General features: G+C 68.0%; 16 protein-coding genes. 14 read left to right on the top strand and 2 right to left on the bottom strand.

All coding sequences use genetic code 11. The features are described 5' to 3' along the window. Nucleotide 1 precedes the first annotated feature (1 nt). Genes WEB06_05405 through WEB06_05390 form a run of 4 tightly spaced genes read left to right on the top strand, consistent with a single transcriptional unit; the run spans nt 2 to nt 3,918 of the window. The gene (locus tag WEB06_05405; protein MEX2555050.1) at nt 2-373 is read left to right on the top strand and encodes a hypothetical protein; all 372 of its coding nucleotides are present in this window, start codon (nt 2-4) and stop codon (nt 371-373) included. Further along, a complete protein-coding gene (locus WEB06_05400) occupies nt 370-1,296 on the top strand; it encodes an NAD(P)-dependent oxidoreductase (GenBank protein MEX2555049.1) in 927 nt (308 codons plus the stop codon). Before WEB06_05405 ends, WEB06_05400 begins: the two co-directional genes overlap by 4 nt. Then, a complete protein-coding gene (locus WEB06_05395; GenBank protein MEX2555048.1) occupies nt 1,289-3,397 on the top strand; it encodes an RHS repeat-associated core domain-containing protein in 2,109 nt (702 codons plus the stop codon). Before WEB06_05400 ends, WEB06_05395 begins: the two co-directional genes overlap by 8 nt. Next, complete coding sequence (locus WEB06_05390) at nt 3,394-3,918, top strand: hypothetical protein (protein MEX2555047.1); 525 nt, start codon at nt 3,394-3,396, stop codon at nt 3,916-3,918. The genes WEB06_05395 and WEB06_05390 overlap by 4 nt, the downstream gene beginning before the upstream one ends. Nucleotides 3,919-4,393: 475 nt before the next feature. Here WEB06_05390 and WEB06_05385 read toward each other — a convergent pair whose 3' ends face one another. Continuing rightward, nucleotides 4,394-5,308 carry an oxygenase MpaB family protein gene (locus tag WEB06_05385; GenBank protein ID MEX2555046.1) on the bottom strand — a complete coding sequence of 305 codons (915 nt, stop codon included), beginning with the start codon at nt 5,306-5,308 and terminating at the stop codon, nt 4,394-4,396. A 143-nt stretch (nt 5,309-5,451) separates the two neighbouring features. Between WEB06_05385 and mfd the strand changes: the two genes are divergently transcribed. The 4 genes from mfd to WEB06_05365 are packed head-to-tail and all read left to right on the top strand — an operon-like array spanning nt 5,452 to nt 11,220. Continuing rightward, nucleotides 5,452-8,820 carry a transcription-repair coupling factor gene (mfd, locus tag WEB06_05380; protein MEX2555045.1) on the top strand — a complete coding sequence of 1,123 codons (3,369 nt, stop codon included), beginning with the start codon at nt 5,452-5,454 and terminating at the stop codon, nt 8,818-8,820. Then, complete coding sequence (locus tag WEB06_05375) at nt 8,817-9,839, top strand: peptidylprolyl isomerase (GenBank protein ID MEX2555044.1); 1,023 nt, start codon at nt 8,817-8,819, stop codon at nt 9,837-9,839. The genes mfd and WEB06_05375 overlap by 4 nt, the downstream gene beginning before the upstream one ends. 9 nt (nt 9,840-9,848) lie before the next feature. Continuing rightward, complete coding sequence (locus WEB06_05370) at nt 9,849-10,829, top strand: alpha/beta hydrolase (GenBank protein MEX2555043.1); 981 nt, start codon at nt 9,849-9,851, stop codon at nt 10,827-10,829. Nucleotides 10,830-10,887: 58 nt separating this feature from the next. Continuing rightward, nucleotides 10,888-11,220, top strand: a complete 333-nt coding sequence (locus WEB06_05365; GenBank protein MEX2555042.1) for a hypothetical protein — start codon at nt 10,888-10,890, stop codon at nt 11,218-11,220. Nucleotides 11,221-11,632: 412 nt separating this feature from the next. Here WEB06_05365 and WEB06_05360 read toward each other — a convergent pair whose 3' ends face one another. Then, nucleotides 11,633-11,971 (bottom strand): hypothetical protein, encoded by a 339-nt coding sequence (locus WEB06_05360; GenBank protein MEX2555041.1) that lies wholly within the window; start codon nt 11,969-11,971, stop codon nt 11,633-11,635. 288 nt (nt 11,972-12,259) lie between these two features. On the opposite strand from WEB06_05360, the gene WEB06_05355 reads away from it, so the two are divergent. The 6 genes from WEB06_05355 to WEB06_05330 all read left to right on the top strand — a co-directional run bounded on the left by WEB06_05355 (nt 12,260) and on the right by WEB06_05330 (nt 18,435). Further along, entirely contained in the window at nt 12,260-12,958 is a 699-nt protein-coding gene (locus WEB06_05355; GenBank protein ID MEX2555040.1) for a choice-of-anchor P family protein, read from the top strand. Between the two features lie 59 nt (nt 12,959-13,017). After that, the gene (mazG, locus tag WEB06_05350; GenBank protein ID MEX2555039.1) at nt 13,018-14,196 is read left to right on the top strand and encodes a nucleoside triphosphate pyrophosphohydrolase; all 1,179 of its coding nucleotides are present in this window, start codon (nt 13,018-13,020) and stop codon (nt 14,194-14,196) included. Further along, a complete protein-coding gene (locus WEB06_05345) occupies nt 14,197-15,399 on the top strand; it encodes an ATP-binding protein (GenBank protein MEX2555038.1) in 1,203 nt (400 codons plus the stop codon). Further along, the gene (locus WEB06_05340; protein ID MEX2555037.1) at nt 15,396-16,055 is read left to right on the top strand and encodes a response regulator transcription factor; all 660 of its coding nucleotides are present in this window, start codon (nt 15,396-15,398) and stop codon (nt 16,053-16,055) included. The genes WEB06_05345 and WEB06_05340 overlap by 4 nt, the downstream gene beginning before the upstream one ends. Nucleotides 16,056-16,100: 45 nt before the next feature. Next, the gene (locus WEB06_05335; GenBank protein MEX2555036.1) at nt 16,101-17,921 is read left to right on the top strand and encodes a S8 family serine peptidase; all 1,821 of its coding nucleotides are present in this window, start codon (nt 16,101-16,103) and stop codon (nt 17,919-17,921) included. A 70-nt stretch (nt 17,922-17,991) separates the two neighbouring features. After that, nucleotides 17,992-18,435, top strand: a complete 444-nt coding sequence (locus WEB06_05330; protein ID MEX2555035.1) for a CHRD domain-containing protein — start codon at nt 17,992-17,994, stop codon at nt 18,433-18,435. Nucleotides 18,436-18,465 lie beyond the last annotated feature (30 nt).

Below are 18,465 nucleotides of genomic sequence, written 5' to 3'. Positions count from 1 at the left end.
GATGCGCCGTCTTTCTCGCGTCATCGCGCTCCTTGCCGGATTGTTCTTCCTCGGACTCGGCGTTTGGGCCTTCCTCGATCCCAGAAGCTTCTACGAGCAGATCGCCACCTATCCTCCGTACAACCGTCATCTCTTCCACGACGCGGGTGCCTTCCAGATCGGCATCGGAGCCACGCTGTTGCTCGCGCTGACGTGGAAGGATGGTCTCTCCGTGGCGCTCGGCGGCGGAGCCGTCCTCGCCGTGATGCACGCGATCTCGCACTTCATCGACAAGGATCTCGGCGGGAAGGATACGGACCCATGGTTCCTGAGCTTCGTCGCCGCCGTGATCGTGATCGGGTTCATCGCGCGACGGAGAACCGGCGGAGCGTGAGGGTCTTCGTCGCCGGCGCCACCGGTGCGCTCGGCGTCCCGGTCGTGAAGCTGCTCGTCGACGCCGGGCACGACGTGACCGGACTCACGCGTTCGGAAGCGAAGAGGCCGATGTTGGAACGGCTCGGCGCGAAAGCCGTCGTCGGAGACGCCCTCGACGCTGGGGCAGTCGATCGAGCGGTGAGCGAGGCGAAGCCGGACGCGATCGTCTCTCTTCTCACACGTTTGCCGAAGAACGGCCCGACACGCCTGCGGCACATGCGTCCGAACGCGCGTGTACACCGGGAAGGCACGCGCAACATCGTTCGTGCCGCGCAAGCATCGGGCGTCGAGCGGATCGTCGCCGAGTCGGTCGTCTTCCGGTACGGCTACGGTGAGCTCAAGCCGATGCTGACCGAGGAGGACCCGGCTCCGGAGGCGCTGCCGGGCCCGGCGAACGAGGCGCTCAGCGGCGTCATCGCGCTCGAAGACGCGGTGCTCGGCGCGGGTGGGATCGTTCTTCGGTACGGGCTCTTCTACGGGCCCGGCGCCGGGCACATGGACTTCCTCGCGAAGATGCTCCGCCGGAGGATGATGCGCCTCCCCGGCGGCGACCTCGGCGCGCTCTCCTTCATCCACATGGAAGACGGCGCTACGGGGACGGTCGCGGCACTCGAGCGTGGAGGTCCCGGGATCTACAACGTGTGCGACGACGAGCCCGTTTCGTTCGCGGCGTTCATCCGGGAGGTGGCGCGGGTCATCGGCGCGAAGCCGCCGAAGCCGGTCCCGCTCGCTCTGGCCAGGCTGGTGATGCCGTACGGCGTCATGGCGATGACCGGACGGGTCACGATGTCCAACGCGAAAGCGAAGCGCGAGCTCGGTTGGATGCCCCGCTACCCGAGCATCCGCGAAGGCCTCAGCGGGATGAGCCGTTCGCATGCATGACACCTACGATCTCGCCGGTCGCATCACGTCGACTACCGGCCCGCGGGGCGTGGTCGGTGCGAGCTACGACGACAACGGGAACCTGGCGACCGTCACGCCGCCGGGTCGACCCGCATACTCGCTCTCACCGGCGGCGGACGATCGTCTCGATGCCTACACGCTCCCCACCGTCGGCGGCACGACACCAAGCTTCGGCTACCAGCTCAACGACGACCGCCAGTACTCTGGGGCGACGCTCGCCGACGGGTCGCAGATCGACTTTGACTACGACGCGCAAGGCCGACTGAACACGATCACGCACGGCTCCACGACCACGTCCTTCAACTACGCGTCTGGGCGGCTCGCCTCGGTCGAGGCACCCAGCGGCGTCGATCTCGCCGTCGGCTATACGAGTGGCCTGCCGACCAGCACCACCTGGTCTGGGCCCGTCGCGGGGTCGGTGTCGGTAGGCTTCGACGACGAGTTGCGCGTCGCCTACGAGACGGTCGGCGGCACCGCAGCGGTGGCGTTCGGGTTCGACGACGATGGGCTACTCACCTCCGCCGGCGCCCAGACGCTAACCCGCGACGACGAGACGGGACTGCTGTCCGGCACCAGCGTGGGCAGCGTGACAACCGCGGTCGAACTCGACGCTCGCGGCGAAGTTTCGCGTCTGACCGGCAAACACGGTGCCACGACCCTCTACGACGTCGAGTTCACCGAACGCGACCAGCTCGGGCGGATCGTCGAACGGGTCGAGACCGTCCAAGGCACCTCCCACACCTACCGCTACACCTACAACACCGCCGGACGCCTCACGCGAGTGACGCGAGACGGCACTGAGATCGCCGTTTACGCCTATGACGCGTCCGGCAACATCACCTCAGCGACCCGCGACGGTACGACCACGACGGCAGGCGCGGCCGACGATCAAGACCGGATCGGCGCCTGGGGCTCAGCCCTCTACACGCACACACCGTTGGGCGAGCGTGCCTCAAAGACCGAGTCCGCCCAGACCACCAGCTACAGCTGGGAGCAGGGCCGCCTCGAGGGCGTCGACCTCCCCGACGGCCGCCAGATCGACTACCTCACAGACGGTGCTGGACGACGTGTCGGCAAAAAGATCGACGGCACCCTTACCCGCGGCTATCTCTGGTCGGGCGGGCGGATCGTCGCCGAACTCGACGGCTCCGGCAGCGTGCTCGCCCGCTTCATCTACGGATCGCGGGCGCATGTTCCCGACCTGATCATCAAGAGTGGCGTGACCTATCGTGTTGTCACCGACGAACGCGGCTCACCGCGCCTGATCGTCAACACATCCACCGGCGTCGTCGCCCAGAAACTCGCCTACGACGCGTACGGCCGCACCACGGAGGATACGAATCCCGGCTTCCAGCCCTTCGCATATGCCGGCGGCCTCACCGACCCCGACACGGGCCTCATCCTGTTCGGCGCGCGCTCCTACGATCCCGAGACCGGCCGCTGGCTGTCCCGCGACGGCGTCGGCTTCGCAGGCGGCCTCAACCACTACGCCTATGTAGATGGCGATCCGATCAACCGGATCGACCCCTCAGGCCGATCATTCATCGGCTGCTTCCAAGACATCCTCGGCATCGCCGGGATGATCCCCGTCATCGGAGGAGCCTTCGACGTCGCCAACACCTTCATCTACGCCGCTCGAGGCAAATGGGGCGACGCCGTCCTCGCCCTCGGAGGGGTCCTGCTGCCCGTCAGCCTGAGCAAACTCGGCGGCCTCGCCCGATTCGGAGACGAGGCGTTGCAAAGCGCTGCCCCACGAGCGATAGGAAACACCGCCGACGACTGGTGGGGTGTGTCGAACGTGGGCAGGAACCGGGCTGGAACGCTGGTTCCCGAGAGCTTCGACCTGTCCGTCGCCGGTCAGAAATTCACGGTCCATCCCAACGCCACCAAGCACATGGCCGAGTACGCGACCAGTCACGGAGGCGGCGGCTCGGTCCCGATCAGCTCACTGGCTGGATCAGTCGAGAGCGCCGTGCGCGGAGGACTGCAGTCCGGGCGAAACTTCATCCGTGTCGGCCCGTGGGAGGTCGGCATCGACACGCGGGCGAACGTCATCTACCACGCGGTGTACATGCCGTGAGTCTTCGCCTGCTTCGTACGGAACTGGGCCCGCGTGCCGCCACGTGGAGCATCGAGACGCCAACGCCTGGCGTCGTGCTCATCGATGTCACGATCGAAGGCCAGACAGCGTCGGCGCCGCTGCACTGGCGCGCTGGGACCTGGTCGAAGCCGCCGCTTGACCTCACGCTCGACGACCAAGGCCGGCTCGTCGCGTTGCAGTTCGTGCTGCAGGATGAGCGGGTGGCGGCCGGGCAATGGACGGTGTTCCCCGATTTCGACGAGGGTCTCCCGGTCTTCGACATCGCAGGCTGGCCTTCGGAGCGGTACCGCGACGAGACGGTGCCTGTCGAAGCGAGCCGCCTCTCAGGCGGCGAGCTTGCGCTGCGACTCGGTGACCCTCAGCCACTCGGTCGTGCGTGTGGTGTCGGCTCAGCCCTCGTCATGGGCTTCACAGACGCCAGCACACTGGCGGAGATCCGGTTGGGGCCCCTCGACCAGGACGACTGGGCTGCGATCAATGCGTTCTCGTACGTCGAGTAGTCGGGCACCGCTGGCCATCTGGCGCAGCAGCAAGCTCAAAGGCGGCCGCGGCCCTGCCCCGGATAGCTACGCCGTGGTGGTGCTGCTCGGCGTGCTCTTCGCTCTTGCGCTCACAGCGTTCGGCGCCGCGACGGTCTTCTACAGCTACGACGGCCAAACCTTGTGGTGGGAGTGGCTTGGCAGGGCGCGGACCCAAGGACCCGCACGAACAGCTCCGACTAAATTTCCATGAAGTCCTACAGGCGATTACCGATTTCAACGCAACTTCGGATCATGCACTACGTCGGATTAGAGTCCAATTCGCCTGGGCTTGCCGGTCCGAAGGTAACCGTACAGGCTGGCGCATCCATCATCCGAAACGAGCTTCAGAGCTGGACACAATCCTAGGCATCACTTAGCCGTACGCTCCGCCGTCGCGCGAGCTGAATCGCATCTGCTTCGACGACGATGGGCTACCCAAGCATCCGCGAAGGCCTCAGCGGGATGAGCCGTTCGCAGGCATGACCGCTTCGCAGCGCGCCATCGCCTGACGGATCGGCACGGGCCTCCCCCCGACTAACTTGAGCGTCCGCAGCCCCACGAACGTCGCCGGACGCACGACGCCGAGCGCGACCGGCATGATCCGACGCAGCCCGAGCATCCCGCGCGCCCAGGTGGGCAGCAGGTCGATCGCGGCGCTCAGCATCACCTGATACGCCGCGCGCTCCGGCGGACTCCCGCCCTTGGAGCTCTGGATCCAGCGGATGGTCTCCAGCGCCTGACCGCCTGCGAACAGCTCGGGGCCTATCCGCTCGAAGTAGTCGGCCACCTCCGCGCGGCTGCGGGGAACCTCCGTCGCGCCGAGCATCTCCGCGACCACCGCGACCTCGTCGTAGTAGCGGTCGAGGTCGCGACCGCGCAGCGGCCGGAGCGAATAGCGGAGATGCGCTTCGAGGAACATGGCGACCTCTGCGACGTGGATCCAGCGAAGCAGGTCGGGGTCGCCGGCGCGGTACGGACGCCCGTCCGGGGCGGTTCCGACGACGCGCTCGTGGACGACCTTGACCGTCTCGATGACGCTCGTCGCGACCTCGGTCGAGCCGTACGTGGTCGCGGCGACGAACGATGCCACGCGTGAAAGCCTGCCGTACGGGCGCTCCTTGTAGTCCGAGTGGTCGGCGACACCGGCCATCGCGAGCGGGTGAAGCGTCTGGAGCATCAGCGCGCTGATACCGCCGACGATCATCAACGGGTCGGCGTGCACGTACCACGCGGCGCTGTTCGGCCCGAACAGACCGGGGTCGCCCGGCGGGTCGGTGTACTGCTCCTGCGGGAACCGGCTCGAGTCGAGCGCGGACCGCAGCGGGCTCGTGAGGAGCCCTCGGATGCCGGTCGGGGAGTAGCTGGCCATCGCGTTCAAGGATAGCGACGGAAAGCGGGAAGTCGACGCGTCGAAGAGCCGGTAAACTGTGCGAAACCGGCCGCTTCGGCCGGCACATAGGACGGTTGGACGCCCGGGTGCCCCGCGCCCGGGCCGTTAGCGCGTGAGGTGAGATGTCTCTAGCAGCGCTGCTCGAATCGTTCCGCGGATCGCCCGTCTTCGCGAAGGCCGCCGATGCTCTCGCCGCGGGCGAGGACGTCACCGCGGTCGAGCCGGTCCGCCCGCCCCTGGTGGCGGCGCTGGCCGATCGTGAACCCGGACCGTGGCTGGTCGTACTTCCCGGCTCTCGCGATGCGGAACGGTTCGCGGCGCAGGTCCAGGCGTGGGCGCCCGACGCCGTGCTCTTCCCTGCCTGGGAGACGCTCCCGCACGAGAAGCTGTCGCCGCGCGCCGAGACGGTCGCCCGGCGGCTCGAGACGCTGCACCGGCTCCGCTCGGAGGATCCGCCCCGGATCATCGTCGCGCCGGTGCGGGCGGTCATCCAGCACATGGTCCCCGGCTCGGACCGGCTCGACCCGATCGTCGTGCGCAACGGCGACCAGGTGTCGCTGGACGAGCTCGCCGAGCGGCTTGCGATCACCGGGTACCGCCGGACCGACATGGTCACCTCGCGGGGCGAGTTCGCCGTGCGCGGCTTCCTGCTCGACGTGTTCCCGCCGACGGACGACCACCCCGTGCGGGTCGAGCTATTCGGGGACGAGGTCGATTCGCTGCGGACCTTCGCCGTCGCGAGCCAGCGCTCGCTGAGCCCGGTCGAGGCCCTGGCCGCGTTCCCGTGCCGTGAGCTGCTCCTGACCGACGACGTGCGCGGCCGCGCCATCGCCGCGCTCGACCGCTACCCGCACTTCGCGAGCGAGCTGCACCGCCTCGCCGACGGGATCGCGTTCGAGGGGATGGAGTCCCACCTCGAAGTGCTGTTCGAACGTCCGCCGGTGCTGCGCGAGCTGCTCCCTCCTGAGACGCACGTGCTCGTGGTGGAGCCGAAGCGGACCGCCGACCGCGCCGCGGAGATGGAGCGCGAGGTCGAAGAGCTCCGTGAGGCCGGCTGGACCGCCGCGGCCGAAGGAGCCGTCGCGCCGGCGGAAGGCACCTACGCATCGCTCGAGCGCGCGCTCGGCGGGCGGCATGCCGCGCTCACGCCGTTCCGCGGCCAAAGCCTCGAGCTCGAGGCGCGCATGTGGGAACGCGGTCGCGCCGATGTACCGGCGATCGCCGCCGAGCTGAAGCGGCAGCTCGCCGCCGGGTACCGCGTCCTCGTCGGCGCCGAGACGCAAGGTTCCGCCGACCGGATCCGCGAGATCCTCGCCGGGCACGAGGTCTTCCTGCCGCAGCACGACGGCCGCGCGCTGGCGCCATCCCGCGGCGCCGTGGCCGTCGCGCCGATCGAGGAAGGCTTCTCGTCCGAGACGCTCGGACTCTCCGTGGTCGGCGAGAGCGACCTGTTCGGGAAACGCCGGCCGCACCGCGAGCCCCGCGCGCAGCGGCGCCGGGTCACCCAGATCGAGGTCGAGCCCGGCGACATGGCCGTCCACGTCGTGCACGGCGTCGGACGCTACCTCGGCATGGAGACCCGCGAGATCGGCGACTCGCGCGCCGACTACCTCGTCCTCGAGTACGCGGAAGGCGACCGGCTGTACGTGCCGGCCGACCAGCTCGACCTGGTTTCGCGTTACATCGGCGGCGAGATCCCCAAGCTCCACCGACTGGGCGGGTCGGAGTGGAACCGCCAGAAATCCAAGGTCCGCAGGGCCGTCAAGGACATCGCCGGAGAGCTGGTGAAGCTCTACGCGGCGCGCGCGCAGCAGCCGGGGTTCGCGTTCTCCCAGGACCAGCCGTGGCAGCGGGAGCTCGAGGACGCGTTCCCATACATGGAAACGCGCGACCAGCTCGCCGCGATCGACGACGTCAAGGCCGACATGGAGCGCGCGTCGCCGATGGACCGGTTGATCTGCGGCGACGTCGGTTACGGCAAGACCGAGATCGCGCTGCGCGCGGCGTTCAAGGCCGTGCTCGACGCGAAGCAGGTGGCGGTGCTCGTGCCGACCACGCTGCTTGCGCAGCAGCACTACGCGACGTTCACGGAACGGTTCGCGCCCTTCCCGGTGCGCGTCGCGTCGCTCTCGCGCTGGGTTTCCGCGAAGGAGCAGCGCAAGATCCTCTCCGACATCGCGGCCGGGAAGGTCGACATCGTGATCGGCACGCACCGACTGCTGCAGAAGGACGTGGTCTTCGCCGACCTCGGCCTGCTCGTCGTCGACGAAGAGCAGCGGTTCGGGGTGACGCACAAGGAATCGCTGAAGAAGCTCAAGACGAACGTCGACGTGCTCACTCTCACGGCGACGCCGATCCCGCGGACGCTGGAGATGTCGCTGTCGGGGATCCGCGATCTTTCGGTCGTCGACACGCCGCCCGAAGACCGCCACCCGGTCCTGACGTTCGTCGGCCCGTTCGACGAGCAGACGATGGCATCGGCGGTGCGGCGTGAGATGCTCCGAGAGGGACAGGTCTTCTACGTCCACGATCGTGTGCAGGGGATCGAGGGCGTCGCGTTGCGTCTCCAGAAGCTCGTCCCCGAAGCTCGTGTCGGGATCGCGCACGGCCAGATGAACGAGAAGCAGCTCGAGAAGGTCATGCTCGAGTTCTGGGACAAGAACTACGACGTGCTCGTCACGACGACGATCATCGAGTCGGGGCTCGACATCCCGACGGCGAACACGCTGATCGTCGATCGCGCCGACCGCTTGGGGCTGGCGCAGCTCTACCAACTCCGCGGGCGCGTCGGCCGCTCGCGCGAGCGGGCGTACGCGTACTTCTTCTTCCCGCTCGAGCGCGAGCTCACCGAGCAGTCGCACGCGCGACTCGCCGCGATCAGCCAGTTCACCGACCTCGGGTCGGGGATGCAGATCGCGCTTCGCGACCTCGAGATCCGGGGCGCCGGCAACCTGCTCGGCGGCGAGCAGCACGGCCACATCGCGACCGTCGGCTTCGACCTGTACGTGCGGCTGCTCGCCGAAGCGGTCGACGAGGCGAAAGGCCAGAAGACCGAGCCGCGCCGCGAGGTGAAGATCGATCTCCCCGTCGACGCGCACCTCCCCGAGTTGTGGATCGCGAAGGAGCCGATGCGTCTCGAGGCGTATCGGCGGATCGCCGAGGCGCCCTCGCTCGAGGCGCTGGCCGACGCCCGCACCGAGCTCACCGACCGGTTCGGTCCGCTGCCCCCGCAGGCCGAGACCTTGCTCACCGTCGCCGCGCTTCGGATCGAGATCGCACCCCGCGGGGTTCGCACGGTCTCGTTCCAGGGCGGCCGCGTGCGCCTGGAGCCGTTCGTGCTCGCGGAGTCCGAGCAGGTACGCGTCCGTTACCGGTTCCCAGGCTCGATCTTCAAGCCGCAGACCTACACGCTGGTCCTTCCGGTGCCGCGCAACGAGGAAAACGCGGCCGCATGGCTGCTCGATGCATGCCGCGATATCCTCAGCCCATGACCCGACGCCTCCGGCTGCTTTCGTTCGCGCTGCTCGCCGTGGCGGCGAGCGCGTGCGGCCGGTACCTGACCACGGGCGTCGCGGTGGTGAACGGCGAGATGATCACGCGCGAGGCGCTCGACCGGCAGGTCGCGAGCGTGTACGGCAACCCGCAGTTCCAGGGCGCGATCAATCCCGACGACGCCGAGCAGCGACTGCAGATCGAGCGCCAGGTGATCGTCCAACTGATCCAGGACGAGCTCATCCGCCAGGAAGGGAAGCGCCTCAAGGTCAACGTGACCTCCGCTCAGGTGAACGAGCGCCTCCAGGCGATCGCTGCCGCGCAGCCCGAAGAGATCCAGCGCGAGATCCAGGCGCGCGGGGAGGCGGCGGTGCGCGAGCTGATCAGAGGGCAGATCATCGCGGAGAAGCTCGCGGAGGTAGCCGGCGGGAGCGCGCCGCCCACCGAGGCGGAGATCCGCGCCGCGTACGGCAACGGCCGGCGTTTCGAGGAGATCCATGTCCGCCACATCCTCTTCCTCGTTCAGGCCGGCGCAGACGAAGCCGCCGCGCAGAAGAAGGCGCAGGTCGCGCTCAAGAAGCTCCAAGACGGCAGCGACTTCGCGACGCTGGCCCAACAGGTCTCTGAAGACCCAGGCTCGAAGGACGCCGGCGGCGACCTGGGCTTCATCACGCGCGAGGTGAACTTCGACGAGACGTTCCTGAACGCTGCTTTCGCGGTGAAGGAAGGAAAGATCTCGGGCTTGGTGCGCACGCAGTTCGGCTTCCACATCATCAAGGTGGACGAACGCCGGATCAAGACGTTGGAGCAGGCGCGCGCCGAGCTATCGGAAGAGATCGCGACGGCGAAGCGTAGCGAGTCGTTCCAGGGCTACATCGTCGAGCGGCTGCGTGCGGCCGACATCGTGGTGAACCCGCGCTGGGGTGACTTCGATCCGGAGACCTTCGAGATCCAGAACCACGAGTTCTTCGTACCGCCGTCCCCCGAACCGGAGACGCAACCGATCCCGTTCCAGTAGGAGGCGATCGTGGCCGACGAGATCGATCTGTTCGGCGCTCTTCGGCCGCATCACGAGTCGCTCGTCGCGCTCGAAGGCGGACGGAGCCTCGGGTACGCGGAGTACGGCGACCCCGAGGGGGACCCGGTTCTCTGGTTCCACGGGACGCCGGGTGCCCGCAAGCAGATCCCGCCGGACGTGCCGGGCCTTTCGGCCGAACGCCGGATCCGGATGATCGGGGTGGAGCGGCCGGGCACCGGCTTCTCGACGGCGTATACCTACGAGCGGATCATCGACTGGGCCGATGACCTGAAGGCGTTCGCCGACGGTCTCGGGATCGATCGCTTCGCTACCGTGGGCCTGTCGGGCGGCGGGCCGTACGTACTCGCCGCGTGTCAGGCGATGCCCGATCGCGTGAGCGCCGGCGCGGTGCTCGGCGGGATCGGACCGACACGCGGACGCGAGACCGCGCCGGGCTACACGAGGATCCTGCCGCTGATGTATCCGCTCCTCGCTGCCGCACGCGGGCCGCTCAGCGCGCTGTTCAGCAACGCCGTGAAGGCCGTCCGCGACGTCGCGTCGCCGGGCTACGATCTCTACCGCAAGTTCATCGCGCCGCCCTCGGACCGGGCCGTGCTCGAGGATCCGGCGATGAAGGCGGTTTTCCTGTACGACCTCACGACGGCGTTGGAGGGCGGACTTCGCGCGCCGGTCTCCGACATCGTGCTGTTCGGGCGGCATTGGGGCTTCTCGCTGCGAGACATCACCGTGCCGGTGAAGTTCTGGCACGGGGACGCGGACAAGATCGTCCCGCTTTCGCACGGGGAGTTCATGACCCCCCTCGTCCCCGGCGCCGAGCTGTCGGTCGTGCCGGGGGGAGGGCATTTCGCCGGGTACATCCTGGGGCGAGAGGTGCTCGACTGGATCGGCGACGTCTGGGGCGACCGCAAGTACGGCCGCGCGGTCGGGGTGGTCCACTCGATCGCCGAGCACGAGTCGCACCGTCCCTGATCTGAACCTGAAAGGTCCGCGAGCCGTAGGCATGGACATCGGGCGTATGCTTTTGACTATGGGTCGGATCAGGCTTTTCGCGGCGGTCGCGGGAGCGGCCGTCCTTCTGCTCGCCGCCGGCTCAGCGGTGGCAGGGACACCGGCCACCGCAGGCGGCTGCACGACCGAAGCGATCACCGAAGTCGGCTTCGTTGCTCCCACCGAGGGCAAGCTAAGCCGGAGCCTGGCCCCGGCCCTCGTGCCGGACTCCATCGAGCTGAGGGATGCGCTCGGCTGTGTAGACCGAGCCGAGAAGCCTGCTCGGGCCCCCGTCGTTTCGGGCGAACTGGAACAGCCCGCTTGGCTCATCCGCGAGATGAGCGGCGGACCGCCACACTGCTCGGTCGTTTAGCGTCGCGCGAAAATGTCGGAGGGGAGCCCAGGGCTCCCCTCCGATGCTTTTTGCCTGTTACGCCGCACGGCCGGCGCGCCAAGTTCTCGCGTACGCGCCTGTCCGGTGGACCATCCCGGACGCCGATCTCACGGCGCGGTGTCGCTGTTGGGATTCCGCCGGTAGCTGCTCGTCTGGCTGGCGCGAGAAGTTGGTTCCCCCTCTCGACCACCGGCGAATCTCGCCCCGCTCACGCGAGGCTTCCGAGCGGCTCCCTAGCGGTCAGGCACCTCGCAGGTCCAGCTTGATCTTGATGACAAGTCTGGATCACCTCCTCTCTTGCGTGGCGCCATTATCGAGGAGGAGGCAGCGTCTCACAAGCAGGTATGACCGACGAATTTGGCTGACCAAGACCGAGTCGGACCTTGGCGTTTTAGACACCATCGACTGGCCAAATCACGATTCCGGGGTCCCCGAGCCATATCGGCTCAGGAAGGTCTCGCTCGCCCCAGTCGCGGCGACGCTTCTTGAGCCCAGGCTCGGGTTGTGGCGACGTGGCCTTCCAAATGTGGTCTGCGTACCAGGCTGCCTCCCGGTCGACGAGGCCGACCTTTTCGAAAACGGCGGCGAGCTCCCCAGCATCCGCGACCACCTTCTCGATCATCCGGAGAGCGCTCCCGTCATCACCGAGGAGGAAGACGCGAAGTTCGCCACCGGAGCCGATCCAGACCTCGACCTTGCCGGCCGTAGTCTCAAGAGTGATCTCGCCCATGCTCCCATTGTCGAAGGTAGGACGGCTGCATGCCAGCACGTTCCCGAACGCTGACCTCCAGGCCGTACGCTGCATCTCGTGGGAAAGCTCCTTCTCGTTCAGCCCGGGCCGGGCGCTCAAGGACCTGCTTCCGCTGGAGGCTTGGCAGGCGCCTCAAGGGCCGATGGGTGGAGGAATTACGGTGTCTGCGCGATTCGCCCCCCGCTCGCTCAGGTTTAGGCTCACGGAGATGCCGGCTCGACCGGCAGGGTGCCTCGTGGGCTCGATCTCGATGACGGAGGGGATTCCATGACCGACGAAGACGACCGGCCGGTGGAAGGCTCTCGTCGAGAGTTCCTGAAGAAGTCCGCGGTGGTGGGGGGGCTGGCCTGGTCGATGCCGGCCGTCGCCTCGCTGCCCGGTGGCCGGGCATGGGCTCAGACGTACCCTCCCGCCTGCACGTGTCACGCGAGCGCTTTCGGGATGCGAATCATCATCCCGCCGGTTGGGTTCGATCAGACCTATGACACGGGATCCGCGGACCCGCCGGTCCTCTCCGTCGACACCGGATCCATCAGCCTCGGAGTGCTCGGCACGATCCGGGTACAAGCGAGGGTTGTCACTGCGGACGAGGGCGTTCCACCGCAGGGCGGTTGCCACGGAGTGGCGGCGCTGGACTTCGTTCGGATCAGTGGGACCGCGCTGCCGCTTCCCGTCCGTCCCATCCAGACCGCGGAGATCGCAGCCGAAGCGCATGCGAGCTGTGACGGGTGCAACACCGGTGGAGGGTCGTCGATCGCCGGTCTTCTGATCGGAACTCCCGCCGTCATCATCCCGATCGGCGTATGCAATCTGGACGTCGCCGGGCTGGTCGTCGTCGGGGAGCAGTTCTGCACGGACGACGTGCTCACGGTCAACGCGCTCCATGTGAACATCCCCGGGATCATCGAGGTGATCGTCGGCCACGCCGAGGCGGGCGCAACCGACTGTCCCTGCACGACCTGCTGACACCAGCCGGTCGGCCGGGCCCTCGTTCCGCGAGGCGAGTCACCGCTACGCTGTAGCGCGTGGGAAAGCTTCTTCTCGTTCAGCCCGGCCCGGGCGCACCGGATCTGCTTCCGCTGGAGGCCTGGCAGGCGCTCGCCCGGCCGCACGTCTACGTGGCGCCCGCCGATCCGCTCGGGATGCGGCTCGCCGACGTGGAGATGCTCTTCACGGTCCTTGATGAGGCTGCAAGTGAGAACCTCGCGCCCGAGGCTCCCCCGGTCGAAAAGGGCAAAGGCCCGGAGCTGAAGCTCCTCATCTCGGCCCACAAGCACGGCGAGACGTCCCCCGGCGCGCGCAAGGTCGCCGAGCGCCTTGCCGAGCTCGCGGCCGAGCACGGCGAGATCACGTTCGTCCTTCCCGCCCTCCACGGCGAGGAGATCACGCGCGCCGTGCTCGAAAAGGCGCTGACCGGCCACCCCGAGGTCGAGGTCGTCATGGGTCGCAGCGCACGTGGCGCCCGGCTGCTCGAGCTGGTCCGCGTGATGGCGCGATTGCGCGGGCCCGACGGATGCCCGTGGGACGCCGAGCAGACGCACCAGACTCTGGTGAAGTACCTGCTCGACGAGACCTACGAGCTGCTCGAGGCGATCGAGGCCGGTGCACCCGATCACATCGCCGAGGAGCTCGGCGACTTGCTCTTACAAGTCGTGTTCCACGCACAGATGGCGGCAGACGCCGCGACGTTCGACATCGACGACGTCGCGGGCCGGCTCGTCGCCAAGCTCGTGAACCGGCACCCGCACGTGTTCGGCGATGTCGAGGTCGAAGGCGCGACCGAGGTCGTCGCGAACTGGGAGACGATCAAGGATCACGAGAAGGGCCGCACGTCGGTCCTCGAGGGTGTGCCGGAGGCGCTCCCCGCGCTCGCGTTGGCGCACAAGCTCCAGAAGCGCGCCGGCAAGATCGGGTTCGACTGGAAGGCCGCCGGAGGTCCCGCGGCAAAGGTCCGCGAGGAGCTCGCCGAGGTCGAGGGCGCGCAACCCGAAGACCTCGAGGAAGAGATTGGCGATCTTCTCTTCGCGGCGGTCGCTCTCGGACGGCATCTCGGTGTCGACGCAGAGACGGCGCTGCGCAAAGCAGCGCGCAAGTTCCGCGACCGGCTCGCGCGCATGGAATCGAGCGCGAGGGAGAGAGGCGCGACGCTCAATGATCTGCCCGCCGACGAGCTCGACAAGCTCTGGAGCGAGGCCAAGAGCTAGATGCTCGCCGCGCCGGAGCGGTCGCGCCGCACCCTCGCGCGCGGCGCGCTCGCGTTCCGCTGGGTCGCGATCGCATGGATGGCCATCCTCGCGCTCAGCGAGCGTGGCTCGTACACCAACGACGCGCTCGCGTGGGCGTCGATCGGCGCGGCCGGCGCGTGGACGGCTTGGCTCACGGTCGGAGGCACGCGCTGGTTTCGCACGGAGCTGCTCACCGACCTGGCGCTTTGCTGCTGGCTGGTCGTGGTGTCGGGGATCGTCGTACCCGACGGCCAGATCGCGACGCGGCCGTTGTTCGCCGTCGGGTATCCGGTCAGCGCGGCGCTGATGTGGGGGATCGCGCGCGGCCCGATCGCGGGGATCGGCGCCGGCGCCGCGCTCTCGGCGGCGTTGCTCGGATCGCGTCTGGTCAACGGGTTCGACCTCGGCGACATCCCGAACCGTCAGTGGCAGAGCATGGCCGGAACGTGGGTGCAGTACCTCGCTGCGGGAGGCACGGTGGGCTTCGTGTCGCGACTGCTCGAGCGAACCGCCGGCGAGGCGCAGAAAGCGACCGGTGAGCTCGTTCGTGAGCGTGAGCGCGCCGCGCGTCTCGCCGAGCGCGAGTCGCTCGCGCGGCAGATCCACGACTCGGTCCTGCAGTCCCTCGCGCTCGTGCACAAGCGCGGTCAGGAGCTCGCCGCCTCCGGCGCGCCCGGCGCGCGGGAGGCCGCGCAGCTCGCCGAGATCGCGGGCCAACAGGAGGCGACGCTCCGCAACCTGATCCTCCGTGAGCCGCAAGAAGGCCCGGCCGGCCAGCGCTCGCTCCGCGAGGCGCTCGAGACGACCTCGGTCGGCGTCACCGGCGTTCCGGTCGGCGTCTCGGCCGTCGGTCCGATCTGGATCGCTCGGCGCCACGCCGACGAGATCGCGGCCGCCGTCCGCGAGGCGCTGGCCAACGTCGCCGAGCACGCCAACGCATCGCGCGCAACCGTCTTCGCCGACGAGGAGGGCGGCGAGATCGTCGTCACGGTGCGCGACGACGGTGTGGGCTTCACCTACGATGAGGCGCTCCTCCGCGCCGACGGAAAGGCCGGGATGCTGAAGAGCATGAAGGGGCGCCTCGAGGATCTCGGCGGCTCGATGGCCGTCACCGCGGCGCCGGGCGGCGGCACCGAGATCGAACTCCGCGCCCCGAAGGTCTTGCGCGAGGAGCCCGCGTGACCGAGCAAGAGCCGATCCGCGTGATGGTCGTCGACGACCATCCGATGTGGCGCGACGGCGTCCGCGCCGATCTCGAGGGGTCGGGCACCGCGACGGTCGTCGCCGAAGCGTCCGACGGCGGCGAGGCCGTCGAGAAGGCCCGAGAGACGATGCCCGAAGTGGTCCTCATGGATCTTCAGATGCCGACGGTGTCGGGTGTCGAGGCCACGCGCCTGATCGTCGAAGAGTCACCTCACATCAAGGTGTTGGTGCTCTCCGCTTCCGGAGAGGAGGCCGACGTGCTCGAAGCCGTGAAGGCAGGGGCGAGCGGCTATCTCCTCAAGAGCACGCCGGCCGCCGAGGTCTCAGCCGCGGTTCGCCGGGTACGCGACGGTGAGCCGGCATTCACGCCGTCGCTCGCAGGACTCGTTCTGAACGAGTTTCGTCGCGTCGCGACGAAGGATCCCGAGGAACCCAAGCTCACCCCCCGAGAGAACGAGGTGCTGAAACTGGTCGCCAAGGGATATACCTATCGGGAGATCGCCGAGAAGCTGTTCGTTTCGGTGAAGACCGTGCAGAACCACGTGCAGAACATCCTTACCAAGCTCCAGATGCGCAAACGCTACGAGCTCATGCGCTACGCCATACAAAAGGGCTTGGATCGGACGCCGGACTAGAGAGCACGGCCGGCCGCAACCCAGCGGGGTAGACTGCTGCGCTGTATGCGCCTCCCCGCCATCGCGCTGCCGCTGACCCTCATCGTTGCCGTTCTGATCCCGCCTGCAACCGCGGATCAGCAGGCCACCGGACGCTACATCGTGATCCTTCGTGACAACGCCGATCCCGAGTCCACGGCCCACCGGCATGAGGATCGGTACGGAGCAAAAGCCGACCGCTTCTACCACTCGGTGGTTAGGGGTTATGCGGCGAACGTACCCGAAGACCGGGTTTCGGAGCTTCGTAAAGACCCTTCGGTGCTCATGGCCTCGAAGAACCGCCGCTTCCAGGCGGCGGCATGCCCCGATGTCGATCCGCAATGCACGCCGACCGGGGTAAGGCGCATCGCCGCGGACTCGACGTCGGCGACCGGCGACGGCGTGCAGGTCGCGGTGCTGGACTCAGGCATCGATCTCGATCATCCGGATCTCGCGGCCAACGTGATGGGCGGGGCCGACTGCATCGGCCCGGACACGGGGAACTTCGACGACGGTCTGGGTCACGGGACCCACGTCGCAGGAACGATCGCCGCGATCGACAACGGAACCGGTGTCCGCGGCGTCGCGCCCGAGGCCAAGCTGTGGGCGGTGAAGATCCTCAACAACGCCGGCGTGGGTGACGACGTCAGCATCATGTGCGGACTCGAGTTCGTCTTCGACAACGCAGCGTCGATCGACGTGGCCAACATGAGCCTCGAGGCTCCGATCCCCAACGTCGATGACGGGAACTGCGGTTTGGATAACGATGACGCGTTCCATCTGGCCATCTGCGCCGTCGTAGAAGCCGGCGTGACGATAGTCGCCGCGGCCGGAAACCATGCCGACGACATCAAGGATGTCAGCCCGGCCGCGTACGACGAGGTGATCACGGCGACGGCACTCTCGGACTGGGACGGAGCACCGTGCGGCGACGGACCGGATCCGACCGGAGATTTCCCCGACGACACGTTCGCCGCCTTCTCGAGCTACGCCTCGACTCCCGGCGATCGGGCCCACACCATCGGAGCGCCGGGTGTCGACATCCTTTCGACCTGGGTGAACGGTTACGCATTCAGCGACGGGACGAGCATGGCGAGTCCGCACGTGGCGGGAGCGGCGGCGCTTTACCTGGAAGGAAACCCGACCGCGTCGCCGGCGCAGGTTCGGGGGGCACTGCTGGAGTCGGGGGAGTTGTTGGGGGTGAACAGCGGGGGGAAATGCACCGGCACCATTCCGAGCCACACCGACCCGTCGGGTTTGCACCCTGAACCCGTGGTCTGCGCGCTCGGCTGCACTCTGCCGATCGAGGCTTCCACGCCGGGCGTCATCCGCGGGAACGTCTGGTATCTGAACAACGGTTTCGACGCGACCGGAAACGTCCCGACCTTCGCGTACGGGAGTCCTTCGGATCGGGTGGTGGTCGGTGATTGGGACGGTGATGGGGTCGAATCGCCCGGGGTGGTGCGCGGAAACGTTTGGTATCTGAACGACGATTTCGATGCGACCGGAAACGTCCCGACCTTCGCGTTCGGGCGGTCGACGGATCGAGTCGTGGTCGGTGATTGGGACGGTGATGGTGTCGATTCGCCCGGGGTGGTGCGTGGGAACGTCTGGTACTTCAACAACGGCTTCGACGCGACGGGAGATGCCTCCTTGGCGTTCGGGAGAACGACCGACCAGCAGATCGTTGGGAACTGGGACGGCGACGAGGACGACGACATCGCCGTGCGTCGAGGGAACTCGTGGTTCCTGAGGGTTCCGACCGCACCGGTCACCGTGATCTTCTTCGCGTACGGCCACAGCGCGGATAGGGCCGTCGCCGGCGATTGGGACGGCGAGAACCCGTAACCGCTCGGATCGCTGAACCGCTCGCTCCTCCGCGACGTATCTTTTTCAGGATCATCGGAGGGGAGGAAGCATGGGAAAGCGCACCTGGATCGTGCTCCTGCTGGTCACAAGCCTCGTGCTGGTCGCTGGGGTGATGGCGACCTCTGGAAGCGCCGGAGGCAGGCCGCTCTCGGCAGTCATGACGGGGCCTGAAGAGGTTCCGCCGGGCGACCCGGACGGGTCCGGCTCCGCAGCGTTCACGTTCAACCCGGGTCGCGGCCGGGTCTGTTTCGAGCTCGAGGTCGCTAACATCGCGCCCGCCGCCGCGGCGCACATCCACGTCGGCCCGCCCGGAGTTGCGGGGCCGGTCGTCGTTCCGCTCACCGCTCCGACCGATGGGAGCTCGAGCGGATGCGTGCATGACGTCGATCCCGAGTTGATCGACGCGATCAAGAAGAACCCTGGTGGCTACTACGTCAACGTGCACAACGCCGAGTTCCCGCCGGGAGCCGTCCGCGGTCAGCTTTCTCGCTGACACGTGGCGACGTGGGGGGGGGGGGGGGGG

The sequence above is a fragment of the Actinomycetota bacterium genome (assembly GCA_040905475.1).
In the GTDB taxonomy this organism is placed as follows: Bacteria; Actinomycetota; AC-67; order AC-67; family AC-67; genus DATFGK01.
Note: the sequence above shows the minus strand (reverse complement) of the source record. Positions and strands in the feature narration are given on the sequence as shown.

Excerpts from the sequence above, each read along its gene's own strand:
- WEB06_05405 (MEX2555050.1), top strand. The coding sequence starts at position 2 with ATGCGCCGTCTTTCTCGCGTCATCGCGCTCCTTGCCGGATTGTTCTTC.
- WEB06_05395 (MEX2555048.1), top strand. The coding sequence starts at position 1,289 with ATGCATGACACCTACGATCTCGCCGGTCGCATCACGTCGACTACCGGC.
- WEB06_05385 (MEX2555046.1), bottom strand. The coding sequence starts at position 5,308 with ATGGCCAGCTACTCCCCGACCGGCATCCGAGGGCTCCTCACGAGCCCG.
- mfd (MEX2555045.1), top strand. The coding sequence starts at position 5,452 with ATGTCTCTAGCAGCGCTGCTCGAATCGTTCCGCGGATCGCCCGTCTTC.
- WEB06_05375 (MEX2555044.1), top strand. The coding sequence starts at position 8,817 with ATGACCCGACGCCTCCGGCTGCTTTCGTTCGCGCTGCTCGCCGTGGCG.
- WEB06_05365 (MEX2555042.1), top strand. The coding sequence starts at position 10,888 with ATGGGTCGGATCAGGCTTTTCGCGGCGGTCGCGGGAGCGGCCGTCCTT.
- WEB06_05360 (MEX2555041.1), bottom strand. The coding sequence starts at position 11,971 with ATGGGCGAGATCACTCTTGAGACTACGGCCGGCAAGGTCGAGGTCTGG.
- WEB06_05355 (MEX2555040.1), top strand. The coding sequence starts at position 12,260 with ATGACCGACGAAGACGACCGGCCGGTGGAAGGCTCTCGTCGAGAGTTC.
- WEB06_05345 (MEX2555038.1), top strand. The coding sequence starts at position 14,197 with ATGCTCGCCGCGCCGGAGCGGTCGCGCCGCACCCTCGCGCGCGGCGCG.
- WEB06_05335 (MEX2555036.1), top strand. The coding sequence starts at position 16,101 with ATGCGCCTCCCCGCCATCGCGCTGCCGCTGACCCTCATCGTTGCCGTT.
- WEB06_05330 (MEX2555035.1), top strand. The coding sequence starts at position 17,992 with ATGGGAAAGCGCACCTGGATCGTGCTCCTGCTGGTCACAAGCCTCGTG.